A 25,050-nucleotide genomic window follows, 5' to 3' on the forward strand; every position below is an offset into this window, starting at 1 on the left:
TACATGAGCCACACAACAAAAAGTTTTCTGCAAAAAATATAGTCACTTAATTTATTATTAACAACTACAGATTTCGAGCATAAGAAATTAACAATTCCTTAAATACCATAACTTTTGTACCCATTCAAAATTGGTTTATTTATAAGCTGGGCTTTATGAGTCATATTGAGAAATCCTCCAAATAGAAGATGCACAATTCGCCAGCCGTTCTTGTCGAAGATCTATTGAATTGGGACTCCAGGTATTAGAGTCAATTCTTTGAGATAAAAGATATTGACTTGTTGCAAAAATTTCCCTTTTGGCTTCAAATGATAATGCCTTACAAGCTCTGTTTTTATCTTCTTCCAAAAGTGTATAGTTTCCTAATCTATAAACTACAGATTCGTGAATAGCTTGTGGAAATTCCGCTAAGTAATTTTCATGACCGTTTTCAGGGAGTATGTGCTCAATAGTCCCAGGGTTTTCTTCAAAGTCATAATCTGAATGACTCAGATGATTTTCAAGAGAAAAAAGAATATATCGAACTAATTTTTTACCTCTTTTGGTACTGATTGATTTAGAGGCAAAGTCATTTTTAAAATCTTTATCATTTGGATAAAGAGGTCTGATAGATGCTGCGATTTGAGCTATTGTCGTTATTTCTTTATTGCTTATCCTAATTGCCGCCTTATTGTAAATATCTTCTTTTAAGTTGGTATGCAGTTTACCTATTACAGTATATCGAAATGTGATGGTTGCTACTAATTTTAAAACTTTAGCAAAATCCTCTTGGCTTAAGCTATTATAGGCTGCTATTAATATGGGATATGCTTGCTTTTCATTAAAAAGCGTTAACTCTTTTATCCGTTTTTTTATTTCGCGATGACCACCCCAAAAACTGTCCGTATAATTTGATATAGCTTTATATAATCTTGCATTTTCTTCAAGAGAATCTAATAAAGATATAACAGCGGGGGAATCAGTGATTGAGTCTTTTATTGCTCTAAATAAATACTCCTGTCTGACTAATTTATTTTTTGAAATCCAATAATGCCGGAGAAATGCAGGGAAGTTGTCAAGTCCGATTATGTCAACTATTTTCTTCCATTTTGTTTTGATATGAGGTAGATCAACAGTCGATGCTATTGAGAATAAATAATTTTTCAACAAATCTGTAACTGTTAGTCCAACTCCGCGAGAATTTAATGTTTCAAATACTGTATAAGCACTTAATTCATCTTCTACAACTATTTGAATAAACATAAGCTTTTCCGCAATTTCTTTGTTTAAGAAGTTGGTTATTTTTTCACCATCACTTTCACTTTCAAATAGTTGATTTACCTTCTCTGTAAAGAAATTGTAAGCACTCCAAAGTTGCTTGTCCGAATCCTGTAAAGTATTTACATTGGTTGGTTGTCTGAATACGAGCAAATTAGATTGAAAAAAACTATCATTATTTTCATTTAATTGCAATTTTGATGAATAGGTTAAAGAAGCAGGATCTTTATCACCAATGAACTTTTTTGATAAGAGCGAAACTCTTTCTTTATTATTATCGATTTCAATTCCTTCTGAAATAAGTAAATTTAGTTTGTTTATTATTGCTAATACAATAATCGTGAGAGTGGAAAATCTTTGTTGTCCATCAATTACGTGATACTTCTTATCGCCCATATTTTGAAGAACAATCGAACCCATATAATGAACGCTTTCAGTCTCTTTAACATTTAAAATATCATTCCATAGGTCTTCCCATTGATCCTTTTTCCAACTGTAATCACGTTGATAAGGTGGAACAGTATAGGTTTTTCCATTACCAATGATGTCACTTAGACTTACGGTACTAGTATCTAATAGATTATTTACTGCCATATTTACAAAGTTAGCGTTTTCCAGTCTTGCTCACAACGTCTGGCTAAAATGAGTATGCATCACATGGGCTACAACTCATCACGTTTGATTTTCAAAAATACCTTTCAAATGGTGATGGTCATCGCAAACGCGCAATCTCCTGGATAAAACGGCAGGCACTACACGCATATACCTGTTCAAAGTTTTTACCATCGGGCGTTACTTCATTAATTTTCACAATACGGTTATTGTATGCATCTCCTTGTTCTTCCTGGGTTTCTACAAATAACCGGTCATCCATTCGGAAGGTATTAAACCATATCAGGTAAGGCAATGCTTCTACCGTTTCCATTTCACCTGTGCCGACATCTAAAAGTGCCACTTGCCATACATTATCAAAATAATCATTTGCTAAATTATCTCCCGACCAAGCCATTTTTTCTTCATCCGACACCCTCAGATAAACTTTGTTAGCCACATTTATTTTAGCTTGCCATTTCTTTATTTAGCATTAATCTAAATTGCCGCAATACTACAAACAAATCAAATATGATGAAAGCTTATTTCGAGCCGGTTTAAATAGTCAGGTGAAAAATACCTTGTTGTAGGTAGGTTTTGGGGTGATTTTATTTTTTTAGTTACTTTTCGTAGTTCTTTTGTTTTTGATTAGTTTTAATGAATACCGCCAGGTTAAGTGGTGAATGTGTCCACTTAACCTCGCGATATGTTTGTATTCATCAGTTACCCCCTTATTTTCCTTCTATTCTCACACTTTCATACCCTACGAAACTTATATGGAGGTCTTTGGATTCACCGGCTTTCACTTTGAATCTTCCTTCTATATCGGATACTGTCCCGACGATGGTACCGGCCACCAATATATTAGCTCCGGGAAGTACCTTGCCTTCCTCCTCATCATAGACAGTGCCGGACCATGCTCCATTGGCATATTGGGCGTCTACTCTGAGCTTATTACCTATTATTTGGGCTCTCTCCACGATAATCATTCCCTGCGAACCGTTGTCTTCATTGGTTTTATCTTCGTTAAGTTTAAAGGTGATGGGCATTACCATGCGCACCCTTACAGGCTTCCCTCTTTGTTTTCCAGGCTTGAACGAAGCAGCATTTTGCACCACTCTTACAGCTTCACTGTCACAGCCAGCACCAATTCCCCTGACAGTCTTTACGCCTGATAAGGAACCATCTTTCTCAATAACGAACAGGATAAATACGTGCCCCTCAACACCCATCTGTAGTGCTTGTGAGGGATATTTCACTTCTTTTCCTACATAGTCGTAGAAAGCGTCCATTCCTCCTTCAAATTCAGGGAGCTCTTCCACTATAGTAAAGAGTTCTTCTCCCATTTTGGACGCATCAGTATGGAAGTCAGAGTCGGGGGTATTTTGTTTTTCTTCGCTGCACGCAAATACTATGAAAAGTAAAGCGCTCAGTGCCGATAAAACCCAAAGTTTCCATGGGCTTACTTTTTTTGCTTGTTGTTTCATTGCTATTAATCGTTTTAGAATTAAACCATCATGAAATGAGCTGGCCAGGCTCAGTCCATTTGATTTCAAAGTAGAACTGATCAGTATAGACGAATATTGGTCAACATCATGTGACTTAAGTACATAAGCATCAGCCTGATATTCGTGTATTTTTTTAATTTCTTTAATGATAAACCATGTCGTAGGGAGCCACCAAAAACATACCTTAAACAGCTCAAAGAATATGAGATCGTAGGTGTGACCCAAAGAAGCATGTGCTTGTTCGTGCTTCAGAATAGCGTCATAATCCCGCTGGTTTGTATCGATTGCATCACTCAGGAAAATCCAGTTAAAAAAGGTGAAACTTCCCTTAATATTCCCGACTTTGCGGATATACAAGTCATTAAACTTCTCATAGTTACTCCGGCGCTCTAAGTAGATAGGGTAGAATACACCGCTAAAGAATTTGAACAGAAAGAACACACTAATGACTATATATATCCAGATCAAGAGATCATAGTTCCAGATGGATTGATCAGCCATGGGACTAACGGTGATAGCATCCGGTGGGATGGCTTCCATAGATACGGCATCAACGGGTTCCTCACTCGTATTGTTAAATGGTAGCTTTGGTAGTTTGAGCAATGGAATGATAAGTGCCAGAAGTGTAGAACCTATAAGATAAAACCTCATTTTCGTATACTGTCGCTCTTTTCTCAGAAAGAACCAATAGCCTGAAATCAATGCCATATGGCTCACCGAAAATTCTATCAAATAATTGCTCATGAGTCCTTGTTTTTAAGTTTATGAAGAAGTTGCTCCAGTTCCTTGAGGCTAAGGTCATCTTCTTTGGTGAAAAATGAAATCATCTGCTGATAGGATCCACTGAAGTACCTTTTTACAAATCCTTTCATAAAGGATCGGGTATAGGATTCCTTGGTAATCAAAGGATGATATTTATGAGACTTACCATGTATTTCATGACCCACAAATCCCTTTTGCTGCAAGATTCGAACAATGGTGGAAACTGTGTTGTATGCAGGTTTGGGCTCGGGTAATTGAGTGATGATGTCTTTCACAAATGCTGCGTCCAGTTCCCATAGCACCTGCATGATTTCTTCTTCGGCTTTCGTTAACTCTTTCATGGATTGATTTGTTTTACCCGGATTTACAAACTATACAGTTAGTTTAAACTAAATCATTAGTTCAAAGCTAAGAACTTCATTTAACTTTTCCAAATAATAAACTAATTTTTTAGTTTATAAAAACTATATTAGACCATTGCCAATAGGGAAGAAGCGCAAAACAGGATAAACAATTGGTGGGTTTCGGGTCGGTAAAATTCTCAATGGAGCAGGATTACATGATAAATATAACTGCTGAGATAAATCAAAAAATACAGGTAGTATCGGTAGCCATACGAAATATGAACAGTACTTGGTACATGATCCTGTTAATGCTCTCGACTACCGCCTGCCAATCCAGACTGCCATTAGTCATGGTAGGGCAGAACAATTCATTGAAAATATTGAAGCCCATCTTGCAGAGGTAATGTTCATCCGGTGTTTAATACAAAACACAACATATATTTGGAATACTTTTGCCAGATGAATATTAAAAAGTTAACATTTTTTCCTAAGACAAAGTTTAAATTTCCAAGCAAAAGATACACCTAATCCACCCATCAAATTTTTTCAACTATGCATCTATTTTTTATGAAGAAAAAAGGCTGTTTAGCGCTTGCCATGGTGCTTTTATCAAGTACCCTATTCGTAAAGGCCCAAGATAACAGAAGCCAATTAAAACTAGGCAAGATGGAATTTCCTGTAGAAACAATTTACCTTCAGGAGAAAGGCTTTTTGGTACTGACAGATTTTTTACTGAGAGGAAAAAACAAAGATCTGCGACTTATCTACTACGATGCCAAAGGCAATCAACAGTGGGAAAAGCCCATCGAAAATCATTATGGGCCATCCGGAACAGTCATACTGATCACTTCTCCTTCGGGACAAGTTACCTATGCCATTGAAATGAAAGGGGAGGAGGCCTCCAACACCTTGGAATTCAATGGTAAAACCCATTACATTACCCGGATAACCCGGGAAGGGCAGGTAAAAACGATGGATATGAAGGGGAAGAAAGAATTCGGCAAAAGCCTGCAAGCCATTTTTTGTGATGACGCTTACCTTTACTACCTGGCCTCTGAGAATGGTTGGGAGATAAACAAAAAGAAAAAAGCGGAGGAAAGACTGATCCTTAACCGGTTTGACCGTAATACGTTGAAATGGGAGCAATTTTATTTCAAGCTGCCTCCTCTTAAAGCATTAGAAGACGCCACATTTTGGCATTTCCTGGGACAGGCCGGGAATCAAAACTACCTGATCGCCACCAGGTATGGCAGAGAGACTGGCGAGAACTTTGCTGACATTTTGAAATTTAACAACCAGGCAGAGATCACTGAAAAATTTTCTATCGACTTTTCCCTCGAAGGTAAATATAACAGGCCCGCATCGGCGCTTTCCATACCTCGTCAGAGGTGGACAAATATGGTAGATATGGCATTCGGACGAACGGTCATGTGGTCAAGAAATATTGCCAATGGTAGTTTTTCGCCAGCTTTACCAGCCAATCCGGACGGTGCCAATATGGTTACCACAAGTGCTACACCTCTACTACAGGGGGCCTTTGGGTATTGGCATCTGGATAGTGAACATAACTACCTTTATAACTATGGCCTTTTAGGCCCAAAACCATTCAAATCCGTGGGGCCTGTGTACGATGGTTTTTATATTAGGAAGTATGATCTTAAGGGCAACCTGATCTGGAAAGTGGCTCATACAGATGTGCCGGAATTACTCGATGAAAAGCAATTTAAGGTACACCGGAAACCCTATGAGCGCCAGATCAACCTGAAGGTACTGGCCGATGAAACGCTGAATTTTTCCGCCCATGTGCCCGCCAAACTGTTTTCTTTTGAAATAACCCCCGACGGACGTGTAGAAGATGATCTCGTCATCAAGGAAAAGGAAAGAATGCCTGCGAACAATATGGTGCAAAACTCCTCCCGGAAGCTAAAGTCCGAAGCATATGTCAAAGCCAACCCGGTCGGGAAAAAAGACAAATTCACCACTTACAGCAATTTTTATTCTTCTGTGGGAGAAATATTGATGAAATTTGATGCCCGGAATGCCCAAATAGATATTTTATATTTTTCGTATTGACCAAAAAATCAGTAATTATACAATAAAATCCCTTGTGAATAGCTTGATGGAATTATTTATTGGGCCAGAGCAGTATATTTAATGCCCGGCAAAAATAACTGATAACTTGAAACCCTGCCATTGACCCGGGCTGGGTGAAGACCGATATGGGAGGCAGTTCTGCACCTCGTACACCTCAGCAGGCCGCTGAAGGTATCGTGTGGCTTGCTTGTCTGTCCGAAGATGGGCCTAGTGGCAAATTCTTCTACGATAAGAAAGCCACAGCATGGTAAAAATTATGCGATCGTTTTTAAAAGTGAAACGGAATATTTTGACTATTCACCCGATTTAACCGAACCAACCCGTTAATAGCGCGTTATGAGTAGAATGAACGCTCTGAAATCAATTTACTTCTCAAGTATACTTCTTTGTTTTTTTAGTTCTTACCAACTTACAGCACAAAACAAGCTGCAAATTTTCGGTACAGTCAGGGAAGCCCCGGGCAATGAACCTGTTCCCTTTGCCACCGTGGCCCTGCGGGATAAAACCACAGATACGCCTGTAGCAGGCATGACAACCTCCATGGATGGGACATTCAACATATCCACTACGGCTTCTGACTTCTACATCGAGGTTAGCCTGGTTGGATTTGTCACACAGCGAATCGATGATTTTACGGTCGTCAACGGGAGCGTTGACTTAGGGACAATTTTACTGGAAGAAGATAGTAAAGTGCTGGATGAGGTGGTAGTGACTGGTGAAAAATCACGGACGGAGTTTCAAATCGATAAGCGTGTTTTTAATGTGGGAAATGATATCAGTTCAACAGGCATGGGAGCGCTGGAAGTACTGAACAGAGTACCTTCAGTCACTGTCAGTATTGAAGGGGAGGTAAGCCTGAGAGGAAGTACAGGCGTGCAAATTTTAGTTGACGGTAAACCTTCCATTCTTGCCGATGATCAAAGTAACGCCCTGGGGTCGATTACTGCCGATATGATTGAAAAGATAGAAGTCATTACCAACCCTTCGGCCAAGTATGATGCCGAGGGCACTTCAGGAATTCTGAATATTGTGCTCAAAAAAGAAGAGAAGAAAGGTATCAACGGATCGGTATCGGTCAACACCGGAACGCCTGATAATCATAGCGTGGGCGTTAGTTTAAACAGAAGAACAGAAAAGTTCAACCTGTTCACCCAGCTTGGGGCCGGCTATCGATCATTACCCCAGGAGTCAGAAAATATTAACCAGGACCTGACCAACAATACCATTCTTGAAAACGATGGTACCGCCTATCGAAACGAAACATTTTACAACATTATCCTGGGCACAGATTATCACATCAATAAGCACAATGTGTTGACCCTTTCAGGAAACTTTGCTTATGAAATAGAAGATCAGCCTTCTGAAACCAACTTCCGGTTGTTTGATGCGTCCGGTGATTTGACTTCGCGATGGAACCGAACGGAGGTAACCGAGGCTACCAACCCGAAATGGCAATATGAATTACAATACAAAAAGGATTTTGAGGATCACAAAGATCATGATTTGATCTTCAGCGCTTTAGGCAGGTTCTTTGGGAAAGATCAAAACTCCGGGTTTGATAATGTCTTTATCGAGGGGGAAGAAAGCCTTCCTGATCAGGAGACAAGAACCAAGTTTCAACAAGCTGACTATACATTCAAGCTTGACTATACGGATCCCATTTCGGAAAAATTCACATTAGAGGCCGGCGCCCAATATGTGATCAATGACGTAGGAAATGATTATGCGGTATTTGACATCATTGACAATGAGTTGGTCGTTGATGAAAGCCTTACCAATGATTTTGAATTTGATCAGCGGGTTCTGGGGGTTTATGGTACCGGGGCATATAAGTTTGAAAAATGGGGCCTGAAGCTGGGGTTGAGGGTTGAAAATACCAACTTAAACACCTTACTTGCTACCACCAATGAAGCCAATGACATTAATTACACCAACCTTTTTCCCAGCGCCCATACTTCTTATAAATTTTCTGAGGCGTTTTCGTTACAGGCAGGTTATTCCAGAAGAATCTACCGCCCCAGGCTCTGGGATTTGAATCCATTTTTTAATATCAGAAACAACTTCAACATTCGAACAGGTAACCCGAATCTTCAACCTGAGTTTACCGATTCGTATGAAGTGACCGGTATTTTTGTCGTTGGAAAACTGGCACTGAACACTGGTGTTTATTACAGAAATACAACAGATGTTATCGAGCGGGTCTCCCTGTTTGAAGATAATGTTACCACCACAACTCCCTTGAACATAGGTAGTAACCGTACTACCGGATTAGAATTAAATGCAGAATACGACATCAAAAAGTGGTTATCTGTCAATGGCGATTTTAATTACAACTATTTCAGCAGAGAAGGCAGCCTCGACAGCCAGGTATTTGATTTTGAAGGAGACCGCTCGACAGCCAGGTTTACTTCGCGATTTAAGCTACCGAAAGATCTGGACATCGAGCTGACAGGCAATCATCTTTCAGGCTTCCCCACCGTACAAAGTGATGTTGTGGCCACCACATTTATGGACATCGGTGTCCGCAAGGGCTTTTTAAAGAAAAAAGCCGTGGTTAATCTTGGGATCCGGGATGTTTTCGCCTCAAGAATCCAGGAAAGTGAGACCCATCAAGAAAACTTTTTCCTGTACAATTTCAGTCAAAGAGGACGATTTGTCACTTTGGGATTCAGCTATGGTTTTGGCAAAGGCGAAGCCATGACCTATTCCGGAAACAGAAGGAGAATGTGATGATGATTTGGGGCATTTCCTTAAAACTTTATACCCAGACCAATGGTCAAATTGTTAATTTTTTCCTGTGTCAGCAGGATTCTTCCCTTGGAATATTCAACCTGAAACTTTAAGTGATCTTCTGCATCCAGATCAACCGCGATCTTACCGGTAAACAATTCTAAATCATTTGTATCATTTATGTCGTAAAGACGTTCCCACTTGATATTTACTAAGACCGGCCCCGCAGAACCCAATGATGATTCCGTCCTGAGAGACAGATCGAGTTTAGGCCCTATGCGATAAAATTCATCGTCTTCATCTAATTCCTTGTCTCCGACGCTTTCCACCTTTCCCAACTCGTAATGGATAAATATCCTCCCTCTGGCTTCCAACCCCTTAAACAATCGAGTGTATACCCCCATGTATTTCAAAAATATCGGCTCCACTTGAAATTCTAACGCTCTAACATCGGATTCGAGGTCAAAATCAGTGGCCAGTGACACAAATCCTCTTAGGTTTAAGACTGCTGATTTTAGATTTAGTGTACGGTTTAACCCACCCCTAAACACTAAAGAATTGGCTTCCTCATCCGTAGTGTCCCTTTTGGAAGATAGTCTGTTAAATACGACACTAGGTATAAAACCAAAATTTTTACCCAGGACAAATGGTTTGATAAGCGCCCCTTTAGCCGCCCATACATTCACATCATCGTCAAAATTGCGTGCGTAGGAAAAACTAGCGGCTTTGGCCTTTTTAAACGACCCAACCTTATTAACAATTGTATATTCTTCATGCGTCTCCCGAAGCAGGAGACCAAAAGGCAGGCTAAGTTCTTTCGATTTATTGTCAGGACCCCGGCAAAAGTTTTGTTGGTTGACAATGTCCTCTATTTCCGAAAACTCATAGGGTGCCCCTTTATTTAATTTTGATTCAATACATCGCTCATATTGCACGGTCAGCGCTTGCGCCATCGCCAACTCGGTTGAATCAATGCGGCCATCAACAGTAATCTTATCAATAGAGGAAATGGGTATTCCCCGGATATGCAGAATAAGCACACGCAATTCCTGTAATTCGATTTTTTGATTTTTAGAATAGTCATACTTGTTAATATCTATTTGGCCATCGACATGAGAGCATATGCCAAATATTAAACCCGTGAGAACAAATATTAATTTTTTAATCATTGATTTCAGCATTGATGTGGAGACAGAGTTCTTCAAAATTTCCCATTTCAATGATTTTTTCGTCCGTTATTACCATCCGTTTAAACCTATCATTGATTTTGTTAGCTAACAATATGAGACCTGTCGTTGTAAACCCAAGCCCATCGTCTCCTAACGCAGTGTTCGGGTCCAAGATTTCAGGTTCTCGCCATCCTTTGGCATGAGCAATAATCTCTTCTAATATTTGAATAATTGTTTCAAGTTCCATAGGATCATTTATTTGTCAGATGATGCAAACAGGGGAATCTATCCAACAAATCCAAAGATTTAATCTCACTTTGATCACAGTATTTGTACAATTTATTACAATTTGTAAGCAAATAGTATAAAGAAATCTTTCAGCGGACTGTAAAGTCTGCGCTTTTATACACTATAAACATACCCGGGTCAAAGTTATGGAATAAAGGCTATCAATACCCATTGCATAATAAATCAGAATCTTCGAATGAAATGTCATAATGATTTGCACAGGCTATTCTTAAGTTTAGCCTGTATAAATCATCGACATAAATAGGCAACTATGAATAAAAACAAATAAATAAGCCATACTAAAGCATATCAAATCAGCACACTGCTTTACTATTTTAAATTCAGCAAATCTATGACAATTGTATGAAAATAAAACTACTATTAAGAAAGTGGGAGTTACTACAATTCTTACTGTTTAACTTACTGTTTTTCATTGTCATCCCTGGATGGGCGTACGGAAGCAATGGCCCGGCGGATGAAATGTCCGGTTTTTCAAACGATGGTGATACACTAAAAACAGTGACGATTAATGGGGTTGTAACGGATGAGTTTGGTGAAACCCTTCCAGGGGTAAGCATACTGGTAAAGGGCACTACCATCGGTACAATAACAGATATCGGGGGACAATATAACCTGAGCGTTCAGGTGGGCGACACGCTCTCCTTCAGTTTTGTCGGTTATGAAACGATAGAGGTCGAAGTAGATGGAAGCCGCACCGTGATCGATATTAATTTATTACCTGACATTATCAGCCTGGGAGAGGTGGTAGTAGTAGGATATGGCGAACAAAAAAAGGCGAGTGTGGTGGGGGCCATTGTACAAACAAAAGGCGAGGATCTACTCAGGGTAGGTGCTGTGAATACAATATCCGAGTCTCTTCAGGGGCTTTTACCCGGTGTTACAGCCATTAATACGAATGGGAAGCCAGGCTCTGACGCTGCTGATATTTTTATCCGGGGTGCTGAAGATGCTCCTTTGGTTTTGGTAGATGGCGTAGTGCGTGATTTTAACGACATAGATCCTAATGAAATTCAAACCGTGTCGGTTTTGAAAGATGCGTCTGCTACAGCGGTGTATGGTGTGAGAGGTGGCAACGGGGTTATATTGGTTACTACGAAAAGAGGTGAGATTGGGAAGCCTACAATCAATTTTTCCGTAAATTTTGGATTTAAGCGGCCTACGATTACCCAAGAGAATGCCGATTACATCACAGCCATGGAAATGTTTAATGAAGCCGCTGCCAATGATAACCTGTGGGACCAGGTGATTCCGGAGGCAGAAATACAGGCCTGGAGAGAAAACATAGACCGGGCAGGCCCTTATAATCAATATTTTCCCCAGGTTGAATGGTGGGATGAATTAATTGCAGAGGTGGGCTATCAGCAGCGATATAACCTGAATATGAGAGGAGGAACCAAATTTGTAAAATATTTTGTTTCCCTCGGATATGTAAATGATGGAGACATATACAATACGGAGGAAAATGATCAGTTCGATCCTTCTTTTCGCCTGGAACGGTATAACTGGCGGTCTAACCTTGATTTTAAAATCACCGGTACCACCGAGTTTTCGCTCAACCTTGCCGGTAATTTCAGGTATCGCAACCAGCCCGGGTATCGCATCGATGGGGGAGGAGAAGGACTCGATAACCTTGGAAGACCCTCTTTTGGTGAACCCCAGTTTTTTAACCGGATGTTTCAGGCCCCGAAGAACCTGTTTCCGCTGCGTTATGAAGATGGCACGTATGGAGATTCCCAGTCAGGTGAGCATAACATGTTCATGAATCTTAACGAAGGAGGTCAGAGAATATACAAATACTATGAAGGCCTGTATGATGCCATTCTCAAACAGAAACTTGATTTTATCACAAAAGGCTTGTCAGTAAAGGCGCTGGTCTCTTTTTCTTCCGGTTCCAATTATGAATCCTTTATTTTGAGGACTGGTATCGGGGGAGGCTTTGCAAACATTAATGTCATCCGGAACTTTAGAGATTATGACGTTACCCGCCCCTTGGAAACAGGAGGTTATCCCCTGCTATCTGCTATACGCTGGCCAGACGAGGTTACCCAGGAGGGACCTTTGACCGCTAATTATGACAATATTTTTGCTTACAACCGGAGACTGTATTATGAATTATCTGCACGGTACAAGCGTACTTTCGGCAAACATGCATTCACCGGATTAATACTTTGGAACCGGTTAAACAGGCTAAGATACGCAAGAAGGTCCAATTCAAATAACATCAGTTTCCCCTTTTTAAGGGAAGAATATGTAGCCAGGGTCACCTATGCCTATGATAACAGGTATTTGTTTGAATTCAATGGGGCTGCCTCCGGTTCAGAGCGGTTTGCCCCGGGTGAAAGGTATGGATACTTTCCTTCGGTATCTGCCGGTTGGGTGATATCGGAAGAAAAGTGGGTTAGACAGTTTACCGGTAGTTTCCTCAATCTTTTGAAAGTTCGTTATTCATACGGCCAGTCCGGTGATGATGGCAACCAGCGGTTTATTTACCTTCAGCAATTTACCAGGGGAGGAAATATCCGATTGGGATTGAACAGCGCAACCAATATCGGACCTTTGTTTAATGAAGGTAAAGCCGCTAATATTAATGCTACCTGGTCGACGAGCACCACACAAAACCTGGGCATTGACTTTGATTTAATCGATAAAATTTCCGGATCGATAGATTTCTTTAGAACAGAAGAAGATGGTATTCTGATCACCAGAAAATCGGTACCCCGATGGTTTGGCAACACCTCACCCGAAGCCAATATCAGGGAAGAAAAATACAAAGGCTTCGAAATAGAGTTGGGGTGGAATGACCGCATTGGGGCGAACTTCCGGTATTATATCAGGGGAAATTTTTCCTGGTTCGATACCAGAATTGTTTTTGCGGATGATCCTGCACGACAGGCGGACTACCTCAAGGATGAAAGTAAACCGCTGCGTTACCAAAGAAGACACATCAACGGGGGATATTATAACTCCCTGGATGACATCTATAATTATACCACGCCTAACCAGGGCATAGCACCTGCTGCTTTGGTGCCCGGAGATTTTCTTTATGTGGATTACAATGCAGACGGAATTACGGACAACCTTGATGCGGTGCCCATGGAACATGCGCTTCGTCCACAAACTACCTGCGGACTGAATGTGGGCTTTAGTTGGAAAAATCTTGATTTTAATGCCCTGCTTTATGGTGTTACGGATGTATCCTTTGAAATTCCCGACCTGATCCTTTGGGACTTTCCAAACAATTTTATCATGGCCCAGACGGATGTTACCAGTAGATGGACCGTCAATAATCCGGAAGGAGCAAAGAAGCCGTCATTGCATATCGCCAATACGGCCCACAACTTTACGAATAGTACCTATTCTTATGTAGACGGCACTTATATAAGGCTCAAGAATGCAGAATTGAGTTACCGGATCAAACTGGCCAGGCTCGAGAACCTGGGTATCAAGAAACTCCAGCTATATGTGAACGGGAACAATCTGCTGACCTTCACCAAACTAGATCCCAGAATTGATCCTGAGACCAACGGCACCAGCGTTTATCCGGTGGTCAGAAGATATAATGCAGGATTCAGGATGTCATTTTAAGCAGTATCCATTATGAAAATCAATCAAGTATTACTCATCATGCTTTGGCTGGTGATGACCAGTTGTGAGGATTACCTGGATAAAACTCCGGAGCAGGGAATCACAGAAGAAGAAGTTTTTTCAAATTTTGAATCGATCCGTGGTTATCTCGATAATTGCTACAGGGCCTTATTGGACATACATTCATGGAACTCACAAAATTTGTCACGTACCAATGTGAATGCGTTATCCGACGAAGCAGGAACACTCTTTATCGGACCACTCAATACCATTATTAACACAGGTGCATGGTTCGACAGACCCGGCATTGGCGAAATCGGATGGGATAGCAACAGAACCGGAGGTTTTAACGGATCGGTTCCGGATAACGCATTTTATGCTTTAAGAATTACCAACAATATCCTGGAAAGGGTGGCTGAAACCGAATTTTTATCCAAAGAGCAACAGGAACAATTGTTGGGACAAGCTTATTTTTTCCGGGGGTGGTACTACTTTCAAATCATTATGCGGATGGGAGGGATGCCGATATTTGATCGGACCTACAGCTCTGATGAAAATCTGGACTTTGAAAGATTACCTTATCACGTGTCTCATGAATTTGTAGTGGCTAATATGGACTCCGCCTTTAAATACCTGCCTCACGTATGGAACGATCTGGAATACGGCAGGGCTACCAAAGGTGCAGCCCTGGCAGTGAAGTCAATGGCGGCTTTATATGATGCCAGTCCCCTGATGCAGAATGGCCTAAGTTCGGTAGAGGTCAGGGATTATGATATCGAAAGATGCAAAGTAGCGGCCCGATATGCACAGGAGGTGCTCGATTATATTGCGGGTAATGCAGGTGGTGCACCCTTCAGGTTAATGGATGGCTCGGAATACCAAAACATCTTTTATCACGAATTTGTGTTTGCCAGTGATGAATCATTATGGTATAATATGGATGCAGGTTCCAGGGATCAGACACGTGGCCTCCGGGTAAATTATATTCCGCAGCGATATGCCGCAGGCACCGGTAACGATGCGGCATCATTTACCGGTCCTACACAAAACATGGTAGATAAATTTGAAGTGATCAATAACGGGCTGGCATATCCCATTGACCACCCGGAATCAGGGTATGATCCACAGAATCCTTATGATAACAGGGATCCGAGGTTTTATAACAATGTGATTGTACCGGGGCAACCATGGAGCACCGGCCAGGGCGGTGCGGTTATCTATATGGAAATGTATGTAGGAGGCAGGGATTGGAACAACGTCGTGAACAATAATAACACCAGAAACCGGGAAGCAACCGGTTATGTATGTAAAAAATTCTGGTGGGAAGGAGCCGACGCCGGCCGGCGATTGTATGGTGCTTTCAGGCTTAATACTATTTACATAAGGGTTGCCCAGATATACCTGGATTATGCAGAAGCTATGAATGAAGCATATGGTCCGAATGGTACCGGAGACGGATTATCAATGACTGCGGTGGAAGCCATTAATGTTATCAGGAACAGGGTCGGTATGCCGGATGTGCTTTCTGAGTTTACTGCAAGCAAAGAAGCGTTTCGTGAACACATTAGAAATGAGCGCGCTGTCGAACTGATGTTCGAAAATCACCGGTGGCATGATCTCAGGAGATGGATGATCGCCGAAGAAGTGTTGAACCAACCCATCCGGGGAATCCGGGCGATTCCCCCGGCAGGTCACAGGGGAGTGGCTGATAAGAGTTCCCTGAATTTTACTTACGAGGTGGTCACGCTGTCAACGGAAATCAGGGTATTTGATCGCAGGCACCATTGGTACCCTGTACCCGCAGATGATGTACAGAACTTACTTAATTTCGCACAAAATCCCGGTTGGTAATGAAGGCTATATCCTATATAAAAAAGATAATTTTTGGTTTGTTGGCGGTAGCCACAATCTCTATGTTCCGGACCGGAACCACCTATGGTCAGAAAAAGAATGCAAAGGTGGAAGTGATCCATGTAAAAGCAAAGGTTGTCGACGAAGCCGGTAACCCTATCCGCAATGTGTCGATCACTTCCTGGGAAGGTGTTATACAGACACTTACCAACAGTGAGGGAGAATTCTCAATTGAAGCAAAAGCCAATTCGACTTTGATTATTGAAGCAAAAGGTTATAAAAAACTAGTCATCGATTTAAAAAAAGAGCGCATTCCGGAAACCTTATCCCTGAGCAAAGCATTAATCTTTGCCACGCACAAGGATGAGGTGCAACTGCCCGCTGGATTGTCGACCCGGCAACGAAGTTTGGTGGGCGCCATAACTTCGGTTACCGGTGAAGAACTGGCTACTTATCCTGAGGCAGTATTTCAAAATACACTGCAGGGCAGAATCATGGGACTTATCGTACGCAACAATACCAGTGGATTGGGAAACAATGTCGCTTCATTGTTTCTCAGGGGATTGTCAAGAGGTGATAATGATCAAATCATTACTGTAGTGGATGGAATCGAACGCCCCATCGGTTTTATCAACCCGGAAGAAGTGGAAACGGTAGCGGTGTTAAAAGATGCCACGGCCAAGATCCTTTATGGACCCCGTGCGGCCAATGGCGTCTTAATGATCACTACCAAAAGAGGAAAACCCAATACGAAAATCATCAGGGCAACAGCTCAGTACGGAACCAGTATGTCGACAAGGATGCCAGATTATCTGAACAGTGCCGATTATGCTGCCTTGTATAATGAAGCCAGGGAAAATGATGGTTTGGCACGCTTTTATTCCGAGCAGGACCTGGCCGGTTACAGGGAAAGTTCCGGTGTAAATGACCTGCGTTATCCCGATGTGGATTACAATGATTATTTTCTGCGACCTTCTACGCCTTTTAGAAAGGCTACACTCGAATACTCAGGGGGTACAAGTGAAACACAATATGCGCTTATGTTAGGCTACACAGGAATAGAAGGCGTGGAAAATATAAGCACACCCGTGGAAGACCGGGTGAACATACGCGGAAACCTGAATATCGGAATTAGCCCCTCGTTGAAAGCGATTGTACAAGGGAATGCCATCATTGAAACCCGGAAATGGGGAAAACTGAACCAGGACCAGGTTTTCACAGCAATAGGAACCCACCGTCCCAATGAATACCCATTGCTCATTAACGATCCGGATTTTGAGGGAATCGCTACGGAAGTCGGTGAGGAGGTAGTGCCTCCATTGGGCGGCAGCTTCCGTCATACCAATAATCTGTACGGAGATTTGCGTTATGGAGGATTTAGGGAACACAACTACTTTTTCGGTCAGACAGCCCTGGGTTTGGATTTGGATTTAGGAGCGTTTGTGCAAGGATTGTCAGTGCGCAGTACCTTCACTTTCGACAACTACCAATATCTCCAGAACGGGCAGGTGCTGACCCCCATTACCTACGCCCCTTTTCATACAACCACAAATACGGGAGCGGACACCACTGTATATTTTAATTTGCGAAAGCGTGTAATTCAGAATCAGCAATTTCGCCAGCAGGATAATATCAGCCGGAATACGGGATGGATATCCAATCTATCCTACTCAAAAGTATTCGGTGACCATGTGCTGACAGCCGATCTTTCCCATTTTTATTTCAGGAATGAAAATGATACACGCTTGCAGGATATTGAAAATACCAATACTGTACTTCGCCTGACGTATGGTCTGCGTGATAAGATCTATTTGGAGGGAACCATGGCCTACATGGGTAGTAACCGGTTTGAAAAAGATAACCGGTATCAATTTTTTCCGGCGGTGGGAGCGGCCTGGGTGCTTTCGGAAGAAGGTTTTTTGGCCGGTAGTAAAAATCTGACATTTCTCAAATTGAAAGCCAGCTATGGTATCCTGGGGCATGAAGGAGACATCGGTTATTATCTTTATGAAAATCGTTTTGTCAATCAGGGTACTGTCCGGTTCGGGGTACGAAATCAAACAGGACAGCCCAGGACAGCATTTGTCATTTTTGGTAACCCCGACCTGGGTTGGGAGCAATCGAGAGAGGTGAATGTAGGATTGGAAGGGTTGGTATTTGGGAATCAGTTGCAATTTGAGCTAAACTACTTCAATGAATACCGGTCAGATATCATCGTCTTTCCCGGTAATACTTATTCCACACTTGCCGGCGGACTGATCAGGCCTGAAAACCTCGGGGAAACATCCAACCAGGGACTTGAAGGTACTATTACCTGGTCGAATACTTCCGGCGATTTTCACTACCAGTTAGGTGTTAACTTTATCTATTCAAAAAACAAAGTAGAAGTAACAGACGAGATCCACCATGAGGACGAAGCCTTACGACGAACCGGCAAGTCCTCCGACGAAATGTTTGGTTTGGTCGATGCAGGATTGTTTAGAAGTGCAGACCAGGTTTTAAATGCCCCGGGACAACTCTTCGGAAAGTATGGCCCGGGTTACATTGCCTACGAAGATCTGAATGATGATGGCCTCGTAGACCCGCGGGACCAAAAGAGCATTGGTAACAGCTTTCCCAGAACTACATTAGGGGTACAGTTAAATCTGAGCTATAAACGATTTGGCCTTTTTGTATTAGGAACTTCAGAACTGGGGGTCGACAGGTATCAAAACAACAATTATTACTGGAATACCGGCGAGGGTAAATATTCAGTGCTGGCCAACAACCGTTACCACCCGGTAAACAACCCGGAAGGTAAATACCCTGCATTAACTACGACAGACGGACGCAATAATTTCAGAAATTCCACCTTTTGGCTGGAGGATGCTTCATTTTTCAGATTGAAAAATGTAGCGTTGAGTTATACACTTACCCATGGCGCGTGGATCGCTAAATCCATCAGAATTTTTGTCCGCGGAACAAACCTTTTCGTATGGTCGAAATTCGATGATCTGGATCCCGAAGTGCCCAATGCAGGGGTGTTGAACTACCCGGTTTTCAGAACCATTACCGGTGGTGTTTCGGTAGGCTTTTAACCTTTTAAAGATGATGAAAAAGACATATTTGAAATACTTTACTTTATTGCTGGGGATTTCACTTTGGTCATGTGAGGATCAGTTAGATCCCCGGATCGATGTTACTTACACTGAAGAATTCGCTTACACCCTTCCGGAGAGAATCGAGGGCATCCTGATGAATGCTTATGCTGCCATTCCCGGTCAGTTCGATAGCTACAACAACAATTTTCTTGATGTAGCTACAGACAACGCGGTTACGAATGCTTTTAATACTTCCATCTATGATGCGGCTACCGGTGGCATCAGTCCCTGGTCAAATCCCATAGGAAATTGGGATGTGGCTTATAGCCAATTCAGAAATATTCATCTGTTTTTGGACCATGGCCTGGGCGACCATGTAAATTACAACCTGGAAAAGCCTGAAACAGATTCTTTAACCAAGGTCAGGCTCAAAGGGGAAGCTTATTTTTTACGCGCCTGGTGGGGCTTTAAATTACTGCATGAATTTGGTGGCAAAACCAATTCAGGTTCAGCACTGGGATACCCCATCATCACCAAAACACCCGGTGAAGAAGAAGCCAGGGATCTGGAAGCAGTCCGGAGAGATACCTATGAAACATGTGCGCTGCAGATTCTGGCAGATTGCGATACTGCGATCAACTACCTCCCGCTGACATATAAAGGAGCCGACCTTGTGGTGGGCAATGTCCAGATAGGCAGGGCAAGTCAGCAGGCGGCTTACGCCTTAAAATCCCGTGTGTCATTATACGCCGCCAGTCCGGCGTACCAACCCGACGAGGTTACCCAGATTACCGGTATAGGGCAGTTTTTCGTCAATGATGCTGTAAAGTACCGGGAAAAATGGGAAAGGGCAGCAACATTGGCCCAGGAAGCTGTAGATAATATCGGAGCCTTTCAAAGCCTGAGCACCAACCATTTTAACAGTAACAATACCCCTGATGAATTTATCTGGAGGAAGTACTTTAATAGCCGCGGCATGGAACTGCGGCATTATCCTCCTCTTGAATATGGTGATGCTTTTACAGGGCCCTCGCAAAACCTTGTGGATGCCTTTCCCACGCAGAATGGATTTCCTATTTCCGATGTCAGGTCAGGTTATGATCCTGAAAACCCTTACCAGGGGCGTGATAGCAGGCTGGATCTCACGGTTTTTTACAATGGGAGCACCCTGAATGGGAAAGCTATCGAAACATTTACCGGAGGTAAAGACTCCCGAACAGGTCACCAGGAGGCCACCCGTACCGGCTATTACCTGAGAAAGTGGCTTTCAGTGCGTAGTGGGCTCCTCAATCCTGAAAACCCTGGTAATGACCATCACTATCACGTGCTTTTCAGGAAAACGGAAAGCTATCTAAACCTGGCAGAAGCTGCCAATGAGGCGTACGGACCCGAGGGTGTGGGCCCGGACATCGGCCAGTCCGCGGCCGATATTATCAAATCTATCCGAAATGCCGCCGGCATCAATGACAATACCTATGTGGATGAAGTAGCAGCACAGGGTAAAGATGCTTTCAGGATATTGATACAAAATGAAAGACGGCTTGAACTCGCTTTTGAAAATCACCGGTTTTTCGACATGAGGAGATGGGTCCTTCCGCTCAATGAAACCGTAAGAGGAGTGGAAATAGCGAAAGACATCGATGATAATTTTCAGTATTCTTCCATGGATGTCGAGGAACGGAATTTTGATAACATCCGTGATTATTACCTGCCCCTTCCCTATGATGAATTGATGAAAAGCCCCAATATGGAAAATAATCTGGGCTGGTAACATTTAAAAAGATGAATGAAATGAACACCATGAAAATATATACCTTAATCTGCCTGCTTTCAGTGGCTTTCGCAGCCTGCGAAGGGTACGACGAATTTGTGAATGATCACGAATTTACAGCGGTCTACTTTGCTACTCAAAGACCCCTGAGAACCATCGTAGCAGATGATGAGATGTCTTTCAAAGTAGGGGTGGCTTTAGCGGGTAAGCGCAGTAATAAAGCCGAAGAATTTGCCACCTTTGAAATCGATCCGCTTTTATTGCAGGAGGAAAGTGTTGTAGGGAGGCAGACTTTTACACCCTTACCAGCCGACTATTATTCGCTGAGTAATACTTCCACTATGGTGATACCTCCGGGGAAGTTCATCGGAGATATCACCGTCACACTGGATAAAGATGCCTTTACCAGCGATGCACTGGCTACAGCCAATACCTATGCGCTGCCCTTGGTGATTAAAGAAACCTCGGCCGATTCCATTCTATCCGGACGTTTCGATCAAAGTGGTAATGAGCAGATAGCTGCTAAAAATTATACTGTTTTGGTCGTAAAATACATCAGCCCCCTGCATGGTATTTACTACCACAAAGGAGTGGAACAGGAACTTGATGTCAATGATCAGGTAGTAGCTGAACAAGCATATACCAACAGGGATCTGGTAAAGAATCAAACCTGGACATTTACCACATTGGGTGTCGATTCCGTCACAACTTCAGGTATAGGAACATTAACCTCTTCAAACAATGCCACTTACCACCTGAAACTATGGGTAAATGGTGACAATACGGTTTCTGTGGAAAGTGTACCCGGAAATGATGTGGCTGAAATTGAAGGAAGCGGCGTATTTGACGCCGGGGAAAACACTTTTTATTTAAATTATGAATATGTAAACGGAGGCACCAGGTACAAAGTAACAGACACCTTAATTCAACGCCAGTCACCGGAACTGGATCTGAGATTCGAAGAATGGTCTAAATAAAGCGGGATATGAACAGAAAACATCCCACATCATAATTGTGAGACCTTATTTAAACAGGGGACGCTTATCGATCATCAAATGTCACTCCATTTTGTGTATTCATCGATTAAATGTTTGTATCGGATGAAAATCATGAGAAATAGTATATGAAGAGAATATATTTTTTGAGCATACTGTGGGCAATACTATGCCAGGCTTGCTGTGCACAGGGAAACAAAGCTTTGAAAGGGGAAATCAGGATTATTTCTGACAAAGGGCATGCCCTGGTAACGGGTGTCAGCGGCTTTAATGTTCGTATCGCCGACAAGGTATGGAACTATACACATCCGGATTTTCAGGAAGCCGTTCGCCAGCTACGCCCCGGATGGCTCCGGTATTTTTCCGGTACCATGGGTGATGCTTTTTCTGCGGCTACCGGTTTGTATAATATCGACTATATCTATATGATGGATCATCAAAAACAGTACTTCACCGGGCACCGGTTTACTCAGGTGAAAGGCCCTCACAGAATTTCGGACCTTTACCAGGTCCTCGGGGAGGTACGTGGAAAGTTGGTGATCACCGTGAATGGTTTTACAGAAACCCCGGAAATGACTGCTGCGCTGGCCCGTTTTGTTAAGCATAACCAAATGGAAGTGGAAGTTTGGCAGTTTTGTAATGAGCCTTATTTTTATGTGCCGGGGCGGAATCGCTACTGGTGGAACGACGGGTATGACTATGCCGTAAAAATGAAACCCCATGCAGATGAGATCCGTAAAGTCTTCCCCGGGGCAAAGCTGGCTTTAAACTTTACCTGGGACGGTATCTGGGGGTTTATGAAGGAGATCCATCGCTATCAGGAAGAAAAGGGGGCCTATTGGAACGTATTTTCCAAACACTCTTATGCGCCTCATGTGGGTGGCGTTGAATCCTTTGACCAGGCCTGCAGACGGGTGAATACCAAGGTGATTGAGGCTACCTCTCCCAAAGCTATGCAAGACATAGAGTACTATACCAGGCAGGATATCCCTATGTTGATTACTGAATTCGGTGTGTGGAACCGGCCTGTCACTGGTATTATTGCTGCGATTTATAATGCCGAGTATATATTACGCCAACTACAACATAAAAATACTTTTCTCATCGGCGCTCATGAGATTAGCAACAAGTTTCACCCAAAAGAGAAAAAAAATCAGGTGATCCTCGATGCTTTTAAACAGGGAAAAAAGATCAATACAAATAATATTCGTACAGGTGTGAAGCCATCCGATGAAGGAAAAGCACTTCAACTCCTTCATGAAGCGCTTAATTACACCGATTTCACCTACGAGACCTTGGTAACCAACACCGCCGAAGTGCCTGGATTGAAAGACAACAGGGAACCCGCCGTATATGCCAGAGCCTTCCGGGGAACCAATGGCAGGGATTACCTGGCCATTACCAATCGTTCGGGAGAATATCATGATTATGAGCTGTTTATTGATGGAAAGCCCCTGAATGCCGCATACCGGAAGTCTTACATCTGGTCTAAAGAAGCTAAAAATAGAGATGTGAAAAGGACAAATGAAATGATTAAAAAAAGAGAACCGTTGAAAATTTTTCCTCATAGTGTCACCCTGATCGACTGGAAAAATCAACGCCCGGTTACTCCCCTGGCCACCAGAATCTACGACAGTAAAGTCACGGCCAGGGGAGTAAGCCTGAAGTGGTGGCCGGGTGAACATCTCACGGGATACCGGCTGATATACGGTAAAAGCCCGGATAAGCTTGAAAAATCCGTTGTTTTACCAGCTACAGCTACCGCCCATGAGCTAACAGGCCTGGCCGGGAAACGAACTTATTACTTTCAAATTATGGCCTGTAACCAATTCGGCGAGAGTGCTCCTTCCAACCAGGTAAAGCTGACCACTGACCTTCCGGAGAGACCACAAATTTTCAAGGTAAGCAGGAGAGATACTACGGTGACCGTCTTTTGGCAAAGTGTGGAAAACGCTTCCGGTTATGAGGTGCATTTAAGATCCTTAGATGGAAGCGTGAACAAAGTTGAAGACGCAAAAAGTGTATTTGGCTACAGGCTCGCCGGACTTACTTTTGACCAGCCCTACGAGGTAAGCGTAATCGCATACAATGGTCTCGGAAAGGGGAAACCTTCGGAGGCCAAAACAGTTACCTGTTATAAGTACATTCCCTTACCGGCAAGAAATATCTCTGCCAGAGAAAATGCCGCAGGAGATATCGTGCTTCAGTGGATCAGGCAGGATACCATACCACTGCCCGTTTACTTTAAGATACTCAGAGGCAATGCACCCCATGATTTTGAAGTGTTGGCCACCGGGATTACCGGAAATAGCTACATCGACACTACTTCCCGGGACGGGAAGAACTTCTATACGGTTATAGCCTACTCCGATGCAGGGGAAGCAGATTTTTATCCCAACATCGCTACAGTTATTCACCGGGATGAAGCTGCGTTTGTATCCGTTGAAAAAGTGGAAAAAAAAGAAGACAAATTTTTAATATACGTTGTTGCGGAAAATGTGAAACGCCATAAAAATTTAAAGGCCGGGATAACTTATGCAGACATTTCTTATTTGAACGTGGAAGAAAGTAAGGTGACGGCCGAAATGGTAGGAGCCAATAGGTTTAAAGTTGAGATACCCTATGTCATGCTTAAGGAAAACCGGAGCTACGCGTTAAAGGCTTTTGTGGAAATGAAAAATAAGATGGTCTATTCCCTGCCCCCTTATATTAAAATAAAAAGATAAGGCCGATGGTTCAGGGGATTTTTTTCTTTGACCCTGGCCGGATAAGACGAGGCCGTCTCAAAAGTAATTTGAACGGCCTCGGTTTTTTGTATTGGGGATTTTTCTCAAGGTACCCGAATATGTTTACCCTTTTGAGACAACCTCGTTTTATTTGATAGTCCCCCTGGAAACACGCGGTTGAAATTGAAAAGGGCGTAGGGTTCTGGCATAGACCATGATATTTTTTGCCTCATATTTGGCGATTACAGCATTAGCTAAAAATCATTAATCTTAGTATC

14 protein-coding genes are annotated in these 25,050 nt (G+C 42.6%); 8 read left to right on the plus strand and 6 right to left on the minus strand.

Annotated features, from left to right (window positions below):
- Positions 1-153: 153 nt before the first annotated feature.
- From AC04NP_RS16825 to AC04NP_RS16840, 4 genes are all read right to left on the minus strand, one after another.
- On the minus strand, positions 154-1,851 hold the full coding sequence (locus AC04NP_RS16825) for a DUF262 domain-containing protein (RefSeq protein WP_482860997.1): 1,698 nt from the start codon (positions 1,849-1,851) through the stop codon (positions 154-156).
- 118 nt (positions 1,852-1,969) lie between these two features.
- Positions 1,970-2,308 (minus strand): hypothetical protein, encoded by a 339-nt coding sequence (locus tag AC04NP_RS16830; protein ID WP_482860999.1) that lies wholly within the window; start codon positions 2,306-2,308, stop codon positions 1,970-1,972.
- 271 nt (positions 2,309-2,579) lie between these two features.
- Positions 2,580-4,100 carry a TonB family protein gene (locus tag AC04NP_RS16835; protein WP_482861000.1) on the minus strand — a complete coding sequence of 507 codons (1,521 nt, stop codon included), beginning with the start codon at positions 4,098-4,100 and terminating at the stop codon, positions 2,580-2,582.
- On the minus strand, positions 4,097-4,459 hold the full coding sequence (locus AC04NP_RS16840; RefSeq protein ID WP_482861001.1) for a BlaI/MecI/CopY family transcriptional regulator: 363 nt from the start codon (positions 4,457-4,459) through the stop codon (positions 4,097-4,099). Before AC04NP_RS16840 ends, AC04NP_RS16835 begins: the two co-directional genes overlap by 4 nt.
- A 669-nt stretch (positions 4,460-5,128) precedes the next feature.
- Between AC04NP_RS16840 and AC04NP_RS16845 the strand changes: the two genes are divergently transcribed.
- Together AC04NP_RS16845 and AC04NP_RS16850 are read left to right on the plus strand one after the other, a co-directional pair.
- Positions 5,129-6,535 (plus strand): hypothetical protein, encoded by a 1,407-nt coding sequence (locus AC04NP_RS16845; RefSeq protein WP_482861002.1) that lies wholly within the window; start codon positions 5,129-5,131, stop codon positions 6,533-6,535.
- Positions 6,536-6,892: 357 nt separating this feature from the next.
- A complete protein-coding gene (locus AC04NP_RS16850; protein WP_482861003.1) occupies positions 6,893-9,286 on the plus strand; it encodes a TonB-dependent receptor domain-containing protein in 2,394 nt (797 codons plus the stop codon).
- Positions 9,287-9,306: 20 nt separating this feature from the next.
- Here AC04NP_RS16850 and AC04NP_RS16855 read toward each other — a convergent pair whose 3' ends face one another.
- Both AC04NP_RS16855 and AC04NP_RS16860 read right to left on the minus strand, forming a co-directional pair.
- A complete protein-coding gene (locus tag AC04NP_RS16855; RefSeq protein WP_482861004.1) occupies positions 9,307-10,455 on the minus strand; it encodes a hypothetical protein in 1,149 nt (382 codons plus the stop codon).
- Positions 10,448-10,702 carry a hypothetical protein gene (locus AC04NP_RS16860; protein ID WP_482861005.1) on the minus strand — a complete coding sequence of 85 codons (255 nt, stop codon included), beginning with the start codon at positions 10,700-10,702 and terminating at the stop codon, positions 10,448-10,450. The genes AC04NP_RS16855 and AC04NP_RS16860 overlap by 8 nt, the downstream gene beginning before the upstream one ends.
- A 404-nt stretch (positions 10,703-11,106) precedes the next feature.
- Between AC04NP_RS16860 and AC04NP_RS16865 the strand changes: the two genes are divergently transcribed.
- The 6 genes from AC04NP_RS16865 to AC04NP_RS16890 all read left to right on the plus strand — a co-directional run bounded on the left by AC04NP_RS16865 (position 11,107) and on the right by AC04NP_RS16890 (position 24,772).
- Positions 11,107-14,349 (plus strand): SusC/RagA family TonB-linked outer membrane protein, encoded by a 3,243-nt coding sequence (locus AC04NP_RS16865; protein ID WP_482861006.1) that lies wholly within the window; start codon positions 11,107-11,109, stop codon positions 14,347-14,349.
- A 12-nt stretch (positions 14,350-14,361) separates the two neighbouring features.
- Complete coding sequence (locus AC04NP_RS16870; RefSeq protein ID WP_482861007.1) at positions 14,362-16,200, plus strand: RagB/SusD family nutrient uptake outer membrane protein; 1,839 nt, start codon at positions 14,362-14,364, stop codon at positions 16,198-16,200.
- Entirely contained in the window at positions 16,200-19,277 is a 3,078-nt protein-coding gene (locus tag AC04NP_RS16875; RefSeq protein WP_482861008.1) for a SusC/RagA family TonB-linked outer membrane protein, read from the plus strand. The genes AC04NP_RS16870 and AC04NP_RS16875 overlap by 1 nt, the downstream gene beginning before the upstream one ends.
- A gap of 10 nt (positions 19,278-19,287) precedes the next feature.
- On the plus strand, positions 19,288-21,051 hold the full coding sequence (locus AC04NP_RS16880) for a RagB/SusD family nutrient uptake outer membrane protein (protein ID WP_482861009.1): 1,764 nt from the start codon (positions 19,288-19,290) through the stop codon (positions 21,049-21,051).
- 29 nt (positions 21,052-21,080) lie between these two features.
- Positions 21,081-22,028: a BT_3987 domain-containing protein gene (locus tag AC04NP_RS16885; RefSeq protein ID WP_482861011.1), complete on the plus strand. Its 948-nt coding sequence runs from the start codon at positions 21,081-21,083 to the stop codon at positions 22,026-22,028.
- 146 nt (positions 22,029-22,174) lie between these two features.
- A complete protein-coding gene (locus AC04NP_RS16890; RefSeq protein WP_482861012.1) occupies positions 22,175-24,772 on the plus strand; it encodes a fibronectin type III domain-containing protein in 2,598 nt (865 codons plus the stop codon).
- The last annotated feature ends 278 nt before the right edge of the window (positions 24,773-25,050 follow it).

The sequence above is a fragment of the Agaribacillus sp. DX54 genome (genome assembly GCF_056858335.1).